This is a genomic window from Dactylosporangium sp. CA-139066, from assembly GCF_050936175.1.
In the GTDB taxonomy this organism is placed as follows: domain Bacteria; phylum Actinomycetota; class Actinomycetes; order Mycobacteriales; family Micromonosporaceae; genus Dactylosporangium.
Map to the genome: position 1 here is coordinate 8997128 of NZ_JBNJNH010000001.1, position 15987 is coordinate 9013114.

The 15987-nt window shown below is 74.6% G+C and carries 12 protein-coding genes; 8 read left to right on the forward strand and 4 right to left on the reverse strand.

The annotated features are described in order from the left end of the window. Positions 1–54 precede the first annotated feature (54 nt). The 7 genes from ACQEVU_RS41200 (at position 55) to ACQEVU_RS41230 (ending at position 10380) form a co-directional block, all read left to right on the forward strand. Positions 55–1827 carry an ATP-binding protein gene (locus tag ACQEVU_RS41200; RefSeq protein WP_433333572.1) on the forward strand — a complete coding sequence of 591 codons (1773 nt, stop codon included), beginning with the start codon at positions 55–57 and terminating at the stop codon, positions 1825–1827. 15 nt (positions 1828–1842) lie between these two features. After that, the gene (locus tag ACQEVU_RS41205) at positions 1843–2988 is read left to right on the forward strand and encodes an exonuclease SbcCD subunit D (protein ID WP_433333574.1); all 1146 of its coding nucleotides are present in this window, start codon (positions 1843–1845) and stop codon (positions 2986–2988) included. Further along, positions 2985–5462 carry an AAA family ATPase gene (locus ACQEVU_RS41210; RefSeq protein WP_433333576.1) on the forward strand — a complete coding sequence of 826 codons (2478 nt, stop codon included), beginning with the start codon at positions 2985–2987 and terminating at the stop codon, positions 5460–5462. Before ACQEVU_RS41205 ends, ACQEVU_RS41210 begins: the two co-directional genes overlap by 4 nt. Then, positions 5459–6397 (forward strand): hypothetical protein, encoded by a 939-nt coding sequence (locus tag ACQEVU_RS41215; protein ID WP_433333578.1) that lies wholly within the window; start codon positions 5459–5461, stop codon positions 6395–6397. The genes ACQEVU_RS41210 and ACQEVU_RS41215 overlap by 4 nt, the downstream gene beginning before the upstream one ends. Before the next feature lie 138 nt (positions 6398–6535). Next, on the forward strand, positions 6536–7420 hold the full coding sequence (locus ACQEVU_RS41220) for a DNA-3-methyladenine glycosylase family protein (protein ID WP_433333580.1): 885 nt from the start codon (positions 6536–6538) through the stop codon (positions 7418–7420). Between the two features lie 63 nt (positions 7421–7483). Then, positions 7484–8599, forward strand: a complete 1116-nt coding sequence (locus ACQEVU_RS41225) for an ATP-dependent DNA ligase (protein WP_433333582.1) — start codon at positions 7484–7486, stop codon at positions 8597–8599. A 68-nt stretch (positions 8600–8667) separates the two neighbouring features. After that, positions 8668–10380, forward strand: a complete 1713-nt coding sequence (locus tag ACQEVU_RS41230) for an alpha/beta hydrolase (protein ID WP_433333584.1) — start codon at positions 8668–8670, stop codon at positions 10378–10380. Between the two features lie 900 nt (positions 10381–11280). On the opposite strand, the gene ligD is transcribed toward ACQEVU_RS41230, so the two are convergent. Then, positions 11281–12294 carry a non-homologous end-joining DNA ligase gene (ligD, locus tag ACQEVU_RS41235; protein WP_433333586.1) on the reverse strand — a complete coding sequence of 338 codons (1014 nt, stop codon included), beginning with the start codon at positions 12292–12294 and terminating at the stop codon, positions 11281–11283. A 139-nt stretch (positions 12295–12433) separates the two neighbouring features. Further along, the gene (locus tag ACQEVU_RS41240; RefSeq protein ID WP_433333588.1) at positions 12434–13477 is read right to left on the reverse strand and encodes a hypothetical protein; all 1044 of its coding nucleotides are present in this window, start codon (positions 13475–13477) and stop codon (positions 12434–12436) included. Between the two features lie 201 nt (positions 13478–13678). Here ACQEVU_RS41240 and msrB point away from each other — a divergent pair, with 201 nt between their 5' ends. Next, entirely contained in the window at positions 13679–14086 is a 408-nt protein-coding gene (gene msrB, locus ACQEVU_RS41245) for a peptide-methionine (R)-S-oxide reductase MsrB (RefSeq protein ID WP_433333590.1), read from the forward strand. A 97-nt stretch (positions 14087–14183) separates the two neighbouring features. Here msrB and ACQEVU_RS41250 read toward each other — a convergent pair whose 3' ends face one another. Together ACQEVU_RS41250 and ACQEVU_RS41255 are read right to left on the reverse strand one after the other, a co-directional pair. Further along, positions 14184–14612, reverse strand: a complete 429-nt coding sequence (locus tag ACQEVU_RS41250; RefSeq protein WP_433333592.1) for a GNAT family N-acetyltransferase — start codon at positions 14610–14612, stop codon at positions 14184–14186. Beyond that, entirely contained in the window at positions 14609–15973 is a 1365-nt protein-coding gene (locus ACQEVU_RS41255; protein ID WP_433333594.1) for an FAD-dependent oxidoreductase, read from the reverse strand. Before ACQEVU_RS41255 ends, ACQEVU_RS41250 begins: the two co-directional genes overlap by 4 nt. Between the last annotated feature and the right edge of the window lie 14 nt (positions 15974–15987).

Consider the following 15987-nt stretch of genomic DNA (forward strand, 5'->3'; position numbering starts at 1 on the left):
GGCCCCGGTTGGGGCACGATGCACAGGCGAACACATGTACTGGGGGTCGACGCCATGGAGGACGAAGCCGCACGGGACGCGGGCGGGCCGGTCGTCGGGCGCGTGCTCGGCACCGCCGACGCCACACCGCTGACGTTCTGGGTCGCCGTCGAGGACGGCGCCTACCTCCAGCTCGACGACGTCGTCGTCACGGAGCGTGACCTTCCCGAACACGACCCCGTGACGATCGCCGGCGTCGTGACCGCGGTCCGGGCCCGGCACGAGGGCGTCGTGTTCGACTCCGACGTCTTCCTCGTCGCCGACGGCACGCTGCCGGCCACCATCCAGGAGGCGGCCGAGATCACCACGACGCGGGTCGACCCGGAGGTGTACGTGCCGCCGACCCCCGGCGCCCTCGTGCACCGGGCGCAGGGCGAGGCGCGGGCCGGCGCGCTGTACTTCGACCGGATGGACCGCACCATCCCCATGGGCTTCGGCCGCGACGGCGCGCCGATGTTCCTCAACGCCGACTTCCTCGACGGCTCCCGCGGCGCCCACGTGTCCATCTCCGGCATCTCCGGCGTGGCGACGAAGACGAGCTTCGCGACCTTCCTGCTGTACTCCGTGTTCCGCTCCGGCGTCCTCGGCGGCGCCGGCGAGACCGCCAACACCCGCGCCCTGATCTTCAACGTCAAGGGCGAGGACCTGCTGTTCCTCGACCACCCCAACGCCCGCCTGGACCCGGCCACCGAGGCCGCCTACGCCCGCCTCGGCCTGGTCGCCGGCCCCTTCCCCGACGTGCGCGTCTACGCCCCGCCGCGGGCCGGCGACTCCTCCGGCACCCCCGACGTGAGCAGCCGGCTCAGCGGCGTCGACGCGTTCTACTGGACGCTGGCGGAGTTCTGCGCCGACCGGCTGCTGCCCTACGTGTTCGCCGACGCCGACGACGAGCGGCAGCAGTACACGATGGTGGTCCACTCCGTCACCGCGCACCTGGCCCGCATCGCCCAGCCCGCGGAGGGCGGGGTGGCGCTCGACGGCGTCCGGCTCAACTCCTACGCCGACCTCGTCGACTACCTCGTCGAGCAGCTCAACGACGACGCCACCCGCGGCGCGTGGGCCGGCAGCGCCGTCGGCCTCGGCACCGTCAACGCCTTCGCCCGCCGGCTCATCGGCAGCAAGAAGGACCTGTCGCGGCTCATCCGCGGCGACCTCGCCACCCGCAAGCCGCACGCGGTCAACACCGCCGAGTCGGCCCAGGTGACCGTCGTGGACCTGCACAACCTGCCGGACCGGGCCCAGCGCTTCGTCGTCGGCGTCACGCTGCGCACCGAGTTCGAGCGCAAGGAGAAGGCCGGCACCGCCAAGCCGCTGCTGTTCGTCGTGCTCGACGAGCTCAACAAGTACGCGCCGCGGGAGGGCACCAGCCCGATCAAGGAGGTGCTGCTCGACATCGCCGAGCGCGGCCGCTCCCTCGGCGTGGTCCTCATCGGCGCGCAGCAGACGGCGAGCGAGGTCGAGCGGCGCATCGTGGCCAACTCGGCGATCCGCGTCGTCGGGCGGCTCGACCCGGCCGAAGCGTCGCGGCCGGAGTACGGCTTCCTGCCCCCCGCCCAGCGCCAGCGGGCGCTGCTGGCCAAGCCCGGCACCATGTTCGTGTCGCAGCCGGAGATCCCGGTGCCGCTGTGCATCGAGTTCCCCTTCCCGTCGTGGGCGACCCGGCCCGCCGAGGCCGGCCCGCCGCCCTCCTCCACGCTGCGCTCGATCGCCCAGCACGCCACCGACCCGTTCGCGGTCGTGGCCCGGGTCGGCGCGGGCGCCATCTCCGACGACGACATCCCGTTCTAAGGAGCGTGTTTCGGTTTGCGAATCCTGCACACCTCGGACTGGCACGTCGGCAAGGTCCTCAAAGGACAGTCGCGGGCGGCCGACCACATCGCCGCGCTGCGCGCCCTCGTCGACGTGGCTTCGTCGGAGCGCCCCGACCTGGTGATCGTCGCCGGCGACCTCTACGACACGGCCACCCCCACCGCGGAGTCCACGGCGATCGTCACCCGGGGGCTGACGGCGCTGCGCAGGACGGGCGCCGAGGTCGTGGTCATCGGCGGCAACCACGACAACGGACGAGCGCTGGACGCCCTGCGGTCATGGGCGGACGCGGCCGGGATCACGTTGCGCGGGGCGATCGGCAAGCCCGAGGAGCACCTCATTGCGGGCACCACTCGTGGCGGCGAGGAATGGCGGCTCATCGCGCTGCCCTTCCTGTCCCAGCGCTACGCCGTGCGTGCCTCGGAGATGTTCGAGCTGTCCGCCGCCGAGATGACGCAGTCCTACGCGGCCTACGTCGGTGAGCTCATCGTGCATCTGGCGCGGGGATTCGGCCGGGACACCGTCAACCTGCTCACCGCCCACCTCACCGTCATCGGGGCCACCATGGGGGGCGGCGAGCGCGAGGCGCACACCATCATGGGCTACGCCGTCCCCGCCTCGGTCTTCCCGTCCTCGGTGCACTACGCGGCGCTGGGCCACCTGCACCGCGCCCAGTCCGTGAGCGGGCCCTGCCCGATCCGCTACAGCGGCAGCCCGCTGCCCATCGACTTCGGCGAGGAGGAGAACCTCGCCACCGCCGCGATTGTCGACGTCACCGCCGCCACCGCGGCCCGGGTCCGCGAGATCCCGCTGCCGGTCGCGACCCCGCTGCGCACCGTGCGCGGGACCCTCGAGCAGCTGGCCACGCTGGACACCGGCGAGGCGTGGCTTCGGGTGTACGTCCAGGAGGCGCCCCGCGCCGGCCTGCGCGAGGAGGTGCAGGAGCTGCTGCCGAAGGCCCTCGAGGTGCGCATCGACCCGAAGCTGCTGCCCGCCCCCGGCTCCGGCCGCGCCGAGGCCGCCCGCGCCGGGCGCTCGGCCGGCGAGCTCTTCGCCGACTACCTCGACCAGCGCGGGCACGCCGACGAGGCGACCGTGGCCCTGTTCCACCGGCTGCACGACGAGGTGATGCACTCATGAGGCCCGTCCGCCTCGATCTCGACGGCTTCACCGTGTTCCGCGAGCCGACCACCGTCGACTTCACCGACACGGACTTCTTCGCCCTCGTCGGCCCGACCGGCTCCGGCAAGTCCACGGTCCTCGACGCCATCTGTTTCGCGCTGTACGGCACCGTGCCCCGCTGGGGCGACCGGCGCGCCATCGCCAACGCCCTGGCCCCCTCGGCCGCCGAGGCCCGGGTGCGCCTGATCTTCGAGTCGGTCGGCAAGCGGTACGTCCTGACGCGGGTCGTGCGCCGCGACGCGAAGGGCGCCGTCACCACCAAGCACGCCGGCCTGGAGATGCTGGCCCCCGGCCTGGACCTGGCCAAGCTCGAGTTCGGCCTCGAGGCCGGCGACATCGCCGAGGTCCTCGCCGGCACGCCCGGCGAGGTCGACACCGCCGTGCTGACCGTCGTCGGGCTGCCCTACGAGCAGTTCACGAAGTGCGTGGTGCTGCCGCAGGGCGAGTTCGCGGCGTTCCTGCACGCCAAGCCGGCCGACCGGCAGAAGATCCTGGTCAACCTGCTCGGCCTGGACGTGTACGGCCGGATCCGCGAACGCGCCACGGCGGAGGGCAACACCGCCGAGACCAAGCTCAAGGTCCTCGACGACCAGCTGCGCTCCCTCTCCGACATCGACGACGCGGCCCTGTCCGCGGCCACCGGGCGGGTCACGGCGCTGCACGGCCTGGCCACGGCCGTCGACACGCTCGCGCCGCAGCTGGCCGACGCCGGCCGCCTCGCCGCGCAGGCCGCGACCGCGCTCGACGCCCTCGACACGGAGATCGCCCGGCTCGACGCCGTCGCCGTGCCCGGCGAGGCGGCCGGGCTGGCCGCCGCCGACGCGGACGCGCGCGCCGCGGTCGCCGGCGCGCAGGAGGCCGTGCGGGCCGCCGAGGAGCACGAGGAGAAGCTGCGGGGCGAGCTGCAGGCGGCCGGCGACGCCGCGGCGCTGCGCCGCCTCCTGGACCGCCACGCCGAGCGGGCCCGCCTGGCGGCGGAGGCTTCGACGATCACGGCCCGGGTCGCCTCCGCCTCGGCGGTGCACGAGCAGGCCTCCCGCGCCGTCGCGGCCGCCCGGACGGACGCTTCCGACGCGCGCGAGGCGCTCGAGGCGGCGCGGGCGGCCTACCAGGCCGCGGTGGCGGCGGACCGGGCGGTGGCCCTGCGGCCGCACCTGCAGGTCGGGGAGGCGTGCCCGGTGTGCACCCAGCCCGTCCGCGAGCTGCCCTCCGTGCCGCACGAGCCGGCGGTCGCCGCCGCCGAGGCCGCCGGCAAGGCGGCCCGCAAGCGCAGCGAGGCCGCCGACCACGTGGTGGAGGAGCGCGACAAGGCGCTGCGGGAGGCCGACCGCAGCCTGGCCGCCGTCCGCGCCCAGGCCGAGCAGGCCGCGGCCCGCACGCAGGAGCTGGACCGCGAGCTCGACGGCGCGCCGCCGGCCGAGGCGCTCCAGCGCGACCTCGACGGCATCGCCAAGCTCGGCAAGGCCCTCGACCGGGCCATCGCCGACGTGCGCAAGGCCCGCGAGGCGCACCGCACCGCCACCGGCGCCGCCGAACGGGCCGAGCAGCGGCTGCGCTCGGCCTGGCGGGCCTTCGACACGGCCCGCGACGGCCTCGCCGCCTTCGGGCCCCCGCCGGCCAACCGCGACGACCTCGCCGACGCCTGGTCCACGCTGCACGGCTGGGCCACCGGCGAGGCCGGCCGCCGCCGCGCCGGCCGGCCCGCCGTGCTCGACGAGGTCGGCGCGGCCGAGCGCCGCGTCGCCGGGGTCCGCGGCGAGCTCGCCGCCCGGTTCGCCGAGGCCGGGCTGCCCGCGCCCGGCGCCGACCCGGCCCGCGAGGCCGCCGTCGCCGTCGAGCGGGCCGAGGCCGCCGTGCGCCGCATCGAGGAGCGGCGGGCCGACGCCGACAAGATGCGCGAGCAGCGCGACGGCCTGGCCCGCGACGCGCAGGTCGCCCGGGCCCTCGCCCAGCACCTGCGGGCCGACCGGTTCGAGCGCTGGCTGCTCGCCGAGGCCCTCGACACGCTCGTCGAGGGCGCGTCGAGGACCCTGCGGGAGCTGTCCTCCGGGCAGTACGACCTCGGGCACGACAAGGGCGAGTTCTTCGTCGTCGACCACCACGATGCCGGCCTGCGCCGGGCCGTGCGCACGCTGTCCGGCGGCGAGACGTTCCAGGCCTCCCTGTCCCTGGCGCTCGCGCTGTCCGAGCAGCTGGCCGGGCTGTCGGCGGCGTCGGCCAGCCTCGAGTCGATCGTGCTCGACGAGGGGTTCGGCACCCTCGACACCGCCACCCTGGACACCGTCGCGGCGACGCTGGAGACCCTGGCCGCCCGCGGCGACCGGATGGTCGGCGTCGTCACCCACGTCGGGGCCCTGGCGGAGCGGATCCCGGTCCGCTTCGAGGTCCGCAAGGACGCCCGCAGCGCCCGGATCGAGCGGGCCGGCCTGTGAAGCTGCACGTGGACGCGTGGGACCCGGCGTACGGGCTCTCCTTCGAGGCCTCGGCCACCGACGGGCCGCAGGCGCAGAGCAGCGCGCAGATCCAGCCCGACGTCGAGCTGCCGGCCGCCGCGTGGCGGCCGGTCGACCCGCCGGCGGTGGACGTGCCCGGCACGGTGCTCATCGTCGACGGGGTGCAGCGCATCGACGCCCGCGTCTGGATCACCGACGACGAGGGCACCACGCATCCGGGCGTCGCCGCCTCCTACGCCGCCGGGGTCGTGCGCTGCGAACTCGGCCGGGGCGTGGCGCAGGTGGCCACCACGCGGATCGAGCGCGGGCTGTTCACGCCCGTGGCCGAGCTGCCGCCGGTCGTCGCGGGCAACATCCGGTACCCCGGCCGGCGCATCAGGCGGGGCGAGCCGAAGGACCTCGCGCTCGGCGTCCAGCGGCACATGCGGGCCCTCGAGGTCGGCGTGTCCAACGAGGAGCGCACCGACGGCGACCTGCTCATCGTCGACGGGCCGCTGCAGGAGCGCGCGCACCTGCCGCGGGCGCTGGGGTACATCAAGACGCACCGGGTGGAGTACCTCCCGGCCGACCTCACCGCCGTGGTGACCGCGCTGCGCGGCGGGCAGCGCACGCCCGTGTTCCTGCTCGGCACGTCGTGGCACCGCTTCGCGTGGTACCTGCGGCTGCCCGGGCCGGCCGGTGCGCCCTGGTCGGGGATCGTGCGGGCGGAGTGCTCGGCCGACCTGGAGCCGGGGGCCGCGGTCGCGCTGGCCGGGCTGTCGGCGGTCACGCTGCCGCGGTTCGCCTCGCAGGCGTACAAGGACCCGCGGGCGCCGCAGAACCTGGTGCCGATCGCCGGGCTGGAGCGTAAGCTGCGCGCCATGCTCGGCGACGCCCGGCTGCTGCACCGGGCCCTGGCGCGGGTGGCGGCATGAAGGTTCCGGTTCGCTACGACCTGGCCCGGACCCTGCGGCTGCACCGGGCCCTGGCGCGGGTCGCGGCATGAAGATTCCGGTTCGCTACGACCTGGCCCGGACCCTGCGGCTGCACCGGGCCTTGGCGCGGGTCGCGGCATGAAGATTCCGGTTCGCTACGACCTGGTCCGGACCATGCGCGGCCTGGCACTCATCCAGGGCGACCCGACGTTGTCGATCAGCACGTCTGCGGCGTGGTTCGCGACCCGCACCCCTTCCGGGCCCGGATCGCTGGGGATCCTTTTTACGTCGGACCTTCGCTTCGAGGCATATGGCCCTGGGGCCGACTGGCTCCTCGAGCGGGCCGACGCCATCGCCGGGCTGCGCGACGACCTCACCGGCTTCGACGAGCTGGCCCGCGCCCACCCCCTCGTCGCCCGGCTCGCCCGCGAGCACGCCGGCCTGCGCATCGCCGCCACCGGGCGCGTCTTCCACCACCTCGTCCCGGCCATCATCGGGCAGAAGGTCACCGGCAAGGAGGCCCACCACTCCTACGTACGCCTGCTGCGCCGCCTCTCCGAGCCCGCGCCCGGCCCCTGCCGCGGCCTGCTCCTCCCGCCCGACCCGGAGGTCATCGCCGCGACGCCGTACTGGGCCATGCACCCCCTCGGCATCGAGCAGAAGCGGGCCGACACGCTGCGGCGGGCCGCGGCCCACGCGGCGGCCCTCGAGCGGTGCGCCGACGCCGCGTCGTGCACGGCCCGGCTGGTCAGCATCGCCGGCATCGGCCCGTGGACGGCGGCCGAGGTGACCCGGGCCGCGTACGGCGACCCCGACGCCGTCTCCGTCGGCGATTACAACATCAAGAACAACGTGACCTTCGCGCTGACCGGGGCGCCGCGCGGGACCGACGAGCACATGCTGGAGCTGCTCGCGCCGTTCGCGCCGCACCGCGGGCGGGTGTGCGCGCTCATCGCCGCCGCCGGGATCGGCGCGCCGCGCTTCGGCCCGCGGATGCCGATCCGTTCGTTCGCGCGGTACTGACCGGCGTTGATCCTGCTCGCTGCGGGCCCAATCTTGTCGTACCCGTGTGGTTGACTGGGCGACGTGGAACTGCCAGTCCTGCCGCCAGTCGAGCCGATGCTCGCCAAGAGCATCCCCAGCCTGCCCAGCGCGCCCGGCATGAGCTACGAGCCGAAATGGGACGGGTTCCGCTGCATCGTGTTCCGCGACGGCGACGAGGTCGAGCTCGCCAGCCGCGGCGGCAAGACGCTGACCAGATACTTCCCCGAGGTCGTCGAGCAGGTCCGGGCCCAGCTGCCGCCCCGCTGCGTCGTCGACGGCGAGATCATCGTCATCCGCCGCGACACCGGCGAGCCCAAGCTCGACTTCGAGCTGCTCGGCCAGCGCATCCACCCCGCCGCGTCCCGGGTGCGGCTGCTCGCCGCGCAGACCCCCGCCTCCTACGTCGCCTTCGACCTGCTCGCCATCGGCGAGGAGTCCCTGGTCGCCGAGGGCTACGCGAAGCGCCGCGCCCGGCTCGTCGAGGCCCTCGGCGACGTCAAGGCCCCCGTGCACGTCACCCCGGTCACCACCGACATCGCCGTGGCCCAGGACTGGTTCGAGCGCTTCGAGGGCGCCGGCCTCGACGGGGTCATCGCCAAGCCGGCCGACGGCGCCTACGAGCCCGGCAAGCGCACCATGTTCAAGATCAAGCACTCCCGCACGGCGGACGCCGTCGTGGCCGGGTTCCGCTGGCACAAGGACGGCCCGATCGTCGGCTCGCTGCTGCTGGGCCTGTATGACGACGAGGGCCGCCTGCACCACGTCGGCGTCGCCGCGTCCTTCACCCGCGAGCGCCGCGCCGAGCTGGTCGAGGAGCTCGCGCAGTATCGCGAGGGCATCGTCGAGCACCCGTGGAACTGGGCCGGCCAGGTCCCCGGCAGCGCCGCCGCCGGCCTCGAGTCGGCCCCCGCCGAGGAGGGCACCCGCCTGCCCGGCGGCGTGAGCCGCTGGACCGGCAAGAAGGACCTGTCGTTCGTGCCGCTGCGCCCCGAGCTGGTCGTCGAGGTCGGCTACGACGCGATGGAGGGCGACCGCTTCCGCCACACCGCGCAGTTCAAGCGCTGGCGCCCCGACCGCGACCCCCGCTCGTGCACGTACGAGCAGCTCGACCGCCCGCTGCGCTTCGACGTCGAGTCCGTGCTGGCGGGTCGTCCGTGACCTTCTCCACCGCCCCTCGCCCCGCTCGCGCTCCCCGCCCCTCGCACACCCCTCACCCCGGGTCCGCCATGTCCTTCCTCGCTTCCGCCGTCCGCCGGGTTGCCGCCTCGCCCCGGCCGGACGCCACCGCCGTTCCCGCGCCCGCCGGCCGCCGGGTTGCCGCCTCGCCCCGGCCGGACGCTGCCGCCGTTCCCGCGCCCGCCGGCCGCCGTGCCCGCCGGGTGCTGGGCCGGCTCGCCCCGGTCTTCCTGGCCGTGGGGCTGCTGGCCGGGTGCACCAGCTCGCCGCAGTTCACGACCCCGACGTCGGGCCGGCCGCTCAAGGGCCCGTCCGCGTCGGCCCCCGCCGGCGGCCCGGTGTCGCAGTCCGGCGGCCTCGACATCCCGCCGGCCGCGTGGACGCCGTGCCCCGACGCCTACAAGGGCATCCTGGCCTCCCCGCCGCAGACCACCGAGTTCTCGTGCGCGACCGTGAAGGTGCCGCAGGACTGGGCGCACCCGAAGGACTCGGGCACGTTCGACATCGCCCTCGTCCGCGGCCGCTCCACCAGCCAGCGCGACCGGGTCGGCTCGCTGTTCATCAACCCGGGCGGCCCGGGCGGCTCCGGCTTCGACTACGGCGTCTACCGCTCGGTCTTCCTGCCGGCCGAGATCCTGCGCCGCTTCGACGTCATCGGCTTCGACCCGCGCGGCATCGGCCGCTCCTCGCCGGTGAAGTGCTTCTCCGACGCCGACCTCGACCAGAACTTCGGCCTCGACCCCGACCCGGTCAGCGACCAGGGCTATCAGCAGACCGTGACCCTGACGCGGAAGCTGGCGCAGAGCTGCGGCGAGAAGTACGGCGACAAGCTCCCCCTGTTCTCCACCGAGCAGGCCGCCCGCGACATGGACGCCCTGCGCGCCGCGGTCGGCGAGCGCCAGCTCACCTACCTCGGCTACAGCTACGGCACGCTGCTCGGCGCCGTCTACGCCCAGCTGTTCCCGAAGAACGTGCGCGCCCTCGTCCTCGACGGCGCCGTCGACCCGACCCTGTCGGCCCAGGCCTCCGCCGAGAAGCAGGCCGGCGGCTTCGAGCTCGCGTTCAAGAACTTCACCACCTGGTGCTCCAACACCCCCAACGACTGCCCGATCGGCCCCGACGCCCGCGCCGTGGTCATGAAGGCCATCGCCGACGCCCGCGCCAACCCCATCCAGGGCGACGGCCGCAAGGCCACCGCCGGCTGGGTCTTCACCGCGGTCGTGTCGTCGCTCTACAGCGAGTCGAGCTGGCGCCTGCTGGCCCAGGCGATGCAGGACCTGCGCAACGGCAAGCCGGCGAAGATGTTCCAGCTCGCCGACCTCTACGCCGAGCGCGACCCGAGCGGCCACTACACCAACATGTTCGACGCCAACTCGGTCGTGAACTGCGCCGACAGCGACAACGTCCCGTCGGTCGAGCAGTCGCGCACCCTGCAGTCCCAGTGGCGCGAGAAGTACCCCCTGTTCGGCGGCGCCCTGGCCCTGAACCTCATCTGCGCCCAGTGGCCGGGCAAGCACGACCCCTACCCGACGGGCCCCGCGACCGGCTCCGCCCCGATCGTCGTGATCGGCACTCTGGGCGACCCCGCCACCCCGTACGAGCAGGCCCCCGCCCTCGCCAAAATGCTGGGCGTCGGCAACCTGGTCACCTGGAAGGGCGAGGGCCACACCGCGTACCCCCAGACCGGCTGCATCATCGACGCCGTCAACCGCTACCTGATCGACCTGAAGGTCCCGCCAAACGGCACCACCTGCGAGAAGTAGTCCCCGCGCGCCGCTCCACGCCTCCCGGTCGGCGCGCTCTCCCGGGCGCGCGCCGCCGACGGCACGCCCCCGACCGGCACGCCGCCTCGGGCCGCGCGCCACCGACGGCACGCCCCGACCGGCACGCCGTCCCTGGCCGCGCCCCGCAACGCACGGCCGGCGACGCACCACGCAACGCACGGCCGGCGACGCGCGGAGTGTTCGAGAGCTGCACCGCCGGCCGCGCGAGCCACCGAGCACCGCGCCGCCCACCGCCCGCGCGCCGCGCGGTGCCGCGTTGAGCAACACAGCCCACGGCGGCACGTCGACCAGCGCCGGGCCGGCGGGAGGCGGCGCTGTGAACAGCAGACGGCCCGCGGCTGGCGCGCTGCTCCGGGTGCGGGCTGCCGACGGCACGGCTAGCCCTCCGAGCAGCGCCCCGCCCGCGACCGGCACGCTGTCCCCGGCCGCGTCATCCTCCGCACAGCCGGGCCCGTCGAGCAGCGCCCGGCCCACGACCTGGCCCGGACCGAGTGCCTTGAGCCCCGGTGCAGGAGCCGGATGCGGCCAAGCCGGCCCGGAAGCGGTCCGGACCGAGCGCCTTAAGCCCGGCGCTGGAGCCGGATGCGGCCAAGCCGGCCCGGAAGCGGTCCGGACCGAGCGCCTTAACCCCGGCGCTGGAGCCGGATGCGGCCAAGCCGGCCCGGAAGCGGTCCGGACCGAGCGCCTTAACCCCGGCGCTGGAGCCGGATGCGGCCAAGCCGGCCCGGAAGCGGTCCGGACCGAGCGCCTTAACCCCGGCGCTGGAGCCGGATGCGGCCAAGCCGGCCCGGAAGCGGTCCGGACCGAGCGCCTTAACCCCGGCGCTGGAGCCGGATGCGGCTAAGCCGGCTCGGAAGCGGACCGGGCCGGGCGCCGGGATCAGGCCTCGGCCTTCTTCGCCCGGCTGGGCTGCACGCGCATCGGCTCGCCCTCCATCTTGGGATACTCCGGCGGATACGGCATGTCGCCCTCGCCGTTCGCGGCGTCCCGCTCGGACCATTCCAGCAGCGGCGTGATGTCGTGCGCCACGTTGTCGATGCCGGCGTGCGCGTCGCCCTTCTCGGCGATGCGGGCCGGCACGGTGCGCAGGTCGAAGTCGTCCGGCTCGACGTCGGGCAACTCCTCCCACCGCAGCGGCGTCGAGGCCGTCGCCCGCGGGTTGGCCCGCAGCGAGTACGCGCAGGCGATCGTGCGGTCGCGCGCCATCTGGTTGAAGTCGATGAACACCCGCTCGCCGCGCTCCTCCTTCCACCACTTGGTGGTCACGAGGTCCGGCCGGCGCCGCTCGACCTCGCGCGCGAGCGCGATCACGGCCCGCCGCGCCTCGACGAAGGTCCACTTCGGCTGGATGCGGACGTACACGTGCACGCCCCGCCCGCCGGACGTCTTCGGCCAGCCGGTGAACCCGAGGTCGTCGAGCACGCCCTTCAGCACCCCGGCGACGACGGCCGCGTCCGCGAAGTCGGTGCCCGGCTGCGGGTCCAGATCGATCCGCAGCTCGTCCGGGTGATCGACGTGGTCGCGCCGCACCGGCCACGGGTGGAAGACGATGGTGCCCATCTGCGCCGCCCAGGCCACGTGCGCGAGATCGGCGGGGCAGAGCTCATCGGCCTTGCGCCCGCTGGGAAAGGTGATCTGCGCGGTCTCGATCCACGGCGGTACCCCGCGATTCGGCACCCGCTTCTGGAAGAACGCCTCGCCCCCGATCCCCTCGGGAAAGCGCTGCAGCGTCGTGGGCCGATTCCCGAGGGCCCGCATGATCCCGTCGCCGACGGCGAGGTAGTACTCGAACACGTCCCGCTTGGTGAATCCCCGCTCGGGGAACACGACCCGCTCCGGACTGGTGAGCCGCACCGCCCGCCCCGCGACCTCGATCTCCAGCGCATCGGCCATGCCAAGGACCTTACGCGCCACCCGACTCCGCCGCTCCCACCTCGCCCCGCGAAGGCGGCGTTCCCGAATCGGTCCGCCCGCACCCGCCCGAGCGGAAAGTGGGCCTGGAGCGGAAGTGGGCCTGGCCGGCCGGGACCGGTCAGCGGGCCCGGCGCGGGGCCTGCGGGCTGGGACGCGGGCGGCGCGGTGCCGCGCCCGCGGTGGTCCGCCCGGAGCCCGGCCCGGGCCGGCGGTTGCGCGGGCCCGGTACGTGCGTCTGCGTCGACTCGTCGTCGCGCCCGCCCAGCCGGGTCAAGTACAGCACGCCGGCCCCGCCGATGATGAACGCGAACCCGATCGTGGTCATGAGCGACGACGACGGGCCGGTGACGGGCAGCTCGCCGGCCGGCATCACGCCCGAGCCCGGGACGCCGGCCACGCCGCCGGTGCCGGTCGGCGTCGGGGTCGTGGTCGGAGCGGGGATTCCGGTCACGCCGCCCGAGCCACCCGGAGTGCCGGGCGTGGTGCCACCCGGAGTGCCGGGGGTCGTCCCGCCCGGGGTACCGGGGGTCGTCCCGCCCGGGGTACCGGGGGTCGTGCCGCCCGGGCCGCCAGGGGTGCCGCCGCCCGGGCCGCCGGGGGTGCCGCCCGGGGTCGTCGGGCCGTTGCCGCCGGGGGTGGTGCCACCCTGGCCGGTGCCGCCGCCCGGGGTCGGGCCGCCGTTGGAATGCCCGCCGCCACCGCCGGTGCCATTGCCCTGCCCGCCGTTGCCCTGACCGCCGCCACCGCCGGGAGTGGCCGGGCTGTTGCCGCCCGGGAAGCCGTTGCCGTGTCCGCCGTATCCGGAACCACCGTTCCCCGCGCTGTGCCCGGAGTGGCCATGGCCGGAACCGCCGTTGCCCGAACCGTGACCGGACGGGCCGTGGCCGGAACCACCGTGGCCGTGGCCGTAGCCGGCGTCCGAGGTGGCGGAGCTGTGGCCGCGGTGGGAGTTGCCCGCGGTCCGGGACACCGCGGCCGGGTAGCCGGGGAACGGCGTCTCGGACGCGGGCAGCAGGCGGATCGGGTCCGGGAGTGCCGGAAGGGACCTCGTGTCCTGAGGGTGTGTCTGCGGGGCGGGGGCGGCCCCGGCGGCGCCCGCCAGGGCGGTGATGCCGGCGGCGCCGACGGCTCCGGCCGCGACGGCCTTGTACAGCAGCCTCATTGTCGTCCTCATCACAGAAGGGGCATTGCACCACAAAAGTCCGAATCGTGGCTTTCGGATGGGCCAACGAACCGGCGCCGCGGACGATTCGGGCATCTCGGAATAAAGGCGCAAGACGCGAACAAAGCGGCGCGCCCGGAGGTGACGGGGCGTTCTTGGGCCGTAATGGTCGTGGCCCGGCGTGGCGCCTAACGTTGAGGCATGACCGAGCCACTTGTCACGCTGCCCACGACCGACGCGGAGTGGCGGGTGCGGCTGTCTCCGGACGAGTTCCGGGTGCTGCGCCGCGCTGGGACCGAGGCGCCGTGGAGCGGAGAGTACGTCGATACCAAGACCGAGGGTGTGTACCGCTGCCGCGCCTGCGGTCAGCAGCTGTTCGACAGCGGCGCCAAGTTCGACTCGCACTGCGGGTGGCCGTCGTTCGACGACGCGATCCCGGGGACCGTGAAGGAGATCGAGGACCGGTCGCACGGGATGGTGCGCACCGAGATCCGGTGTGCGCGGTGTGACTCGCACCTCGGGCACGTGTTCCGCGGGGAGCGGATGACCGACAAGAACACGCGGCACTGCGTGAACTCCCTGTCGATCAAGCTCGAGCCCAAGCAGTAGAACATCAAGCTCGAGCCCAAGCAGTAAACATCAAGCTCGAGCCCAAGCAGTAAACACAGCCCAGCCCCCGCCGAAAACCGGCGGGGGCTGAAGCCATTTACCCGGCGCGGCGCATGGGGACGTGCTCGATGCCCTCGTCGTCGTACGCGGGGCCGCAGATCTCGAAGCCGAAGCGCCCGTACACGCCGGTCGCGCCGGTCTGGGCGTCGAGGACGATCTCGCGCTGCGGGCCGATGCGCTCGATGGCCTCGGCGAGCAGGCGGCCGGCCAGGCCCCGGCCGCGGTGGGCGGCGGCGGTGACGACCCGGCCGATGCGGGCGCCGCCGCCGGGCTCGTCGAGGACCCGCAGGTACGCCGCGACCGAGCCGTCGGGCGCGTCCAGCCACAGGTGCAGGGTGCCGGGCTCGGTGTCGCGGCCGTCGAGCTCCGGATACGGGCAGCGCTGCTCGACGACGAACACGTCGCAGCGCAGCTGCAGCAGGCGGTACAGATCAGCGGCGGAGAGGGAGGCGAAGTCCGAGATCACGAGTACGACCCTAGAGCCTCCGCCGCCTTGCGCGCGGCGATGAGGACCGGGTCCCAGACCGGGGCGAACGGCGGCGCGTACGACAGGTCGAGCGAGGTCATCTCCTCCACCGTCATGCCGTGCCACAGCGCGACGGCGAGCGCGTCGATGCGCTTGGCGGCGCCCTCCTGCCCCACGATCTGGGCGCCGAGCAGCCTTCCCGTCGTACGTTCGGCAATGATCTTGGTTTTGATCTTGCGGGAACCCGGGAAGTAGCCGGCGCGGGTGGTGGACTCGGTGACGACGCCGAACGGCGCGAACCCCGCGGCCTCGGCCTCGGCGGTGCTCAGGCCGGTGCGGGCGACCTCGTGCGCACACAGCTTCGACACGGCGGTGCCGACGACGCCGGGGAACGTGGCGTAGCCGCCGCCGATGTTGATGCCGGCGGCCCGGCCCTGCTTGTTGGCGTGGGTGCCGAGCGCGATCGCGACCGGGCGCTGAGAGACGAGGTGGAACGTCTCGACGCAGTCGCCGGCGGCCCAGATGCCCTCGGCGGACGTCCGCATGCGGCGGTCGACCACGATGCCGCCGGTGGCGCCGACGCTGATGCCGGCGGCGCGGGCGAGGTCGCTGCCGGGCCGGGCGCCGAGGCCGAGGATGACCAGGTCGGCGGGGATCTCGCCGCCGGTGGTGTGCACGGCGGCGACCCGGCCGCCGTGCGTCGCGAAGCCCTCGAGGCGCTCGCCGAGGCGCAGCGTGACGCCCTCGGCCCGCAGCGCGTCGGCGACGAGGACGCCCATGTCGGGGTCGAGGGTGCGCATGGGCTGCTCGGCGGCGTCGACGAGGGTCACGTCGAGGCCGTGGCGCAGCATCGCCTCCGCCATCTCCAGGCCGATGTACCCCCCGCCGACGACGACCGCGCGCCGCGGTGCGTGCCGGTCGAGGTACCCCAGCAGCCGGATCCCGTCGTCGAGCGTCTGCACGCCGTGGATCCCGACGGCGAGCGCGCCGGGGACCTCGGGCCGGCGCGGCACCCCGCCGGTGGCGATGACGAGCTGGTCGAACGGCTCGCGGTACTCCCGGCCGTCGCCGCGCACGAGCACCTCCCGCCGCTCGGTGTCGATCGCCACGACTTCGCTGCCGAGCCGCAGGTCGATGTGCTGGCGGTCGCGGAACTCGGCGGGGTGGCGGGCGACGAGGTCGTCGGGGTCGGTGACGTCGCCGGCGACGAGGTACGGGATGCCGCACGCCGAGTACGACACGTGCTGGCCCCGCTCGAACGCCACGATGCCCAGGTCGTCGGGGCCGCGGCGCCGCCGCGCCTGGGACGCCGCGCTCATTCCCGCGGCGTCGCCGCCGATCACCACCAGCCGCTCGGTCACGGCTCCATGATCCC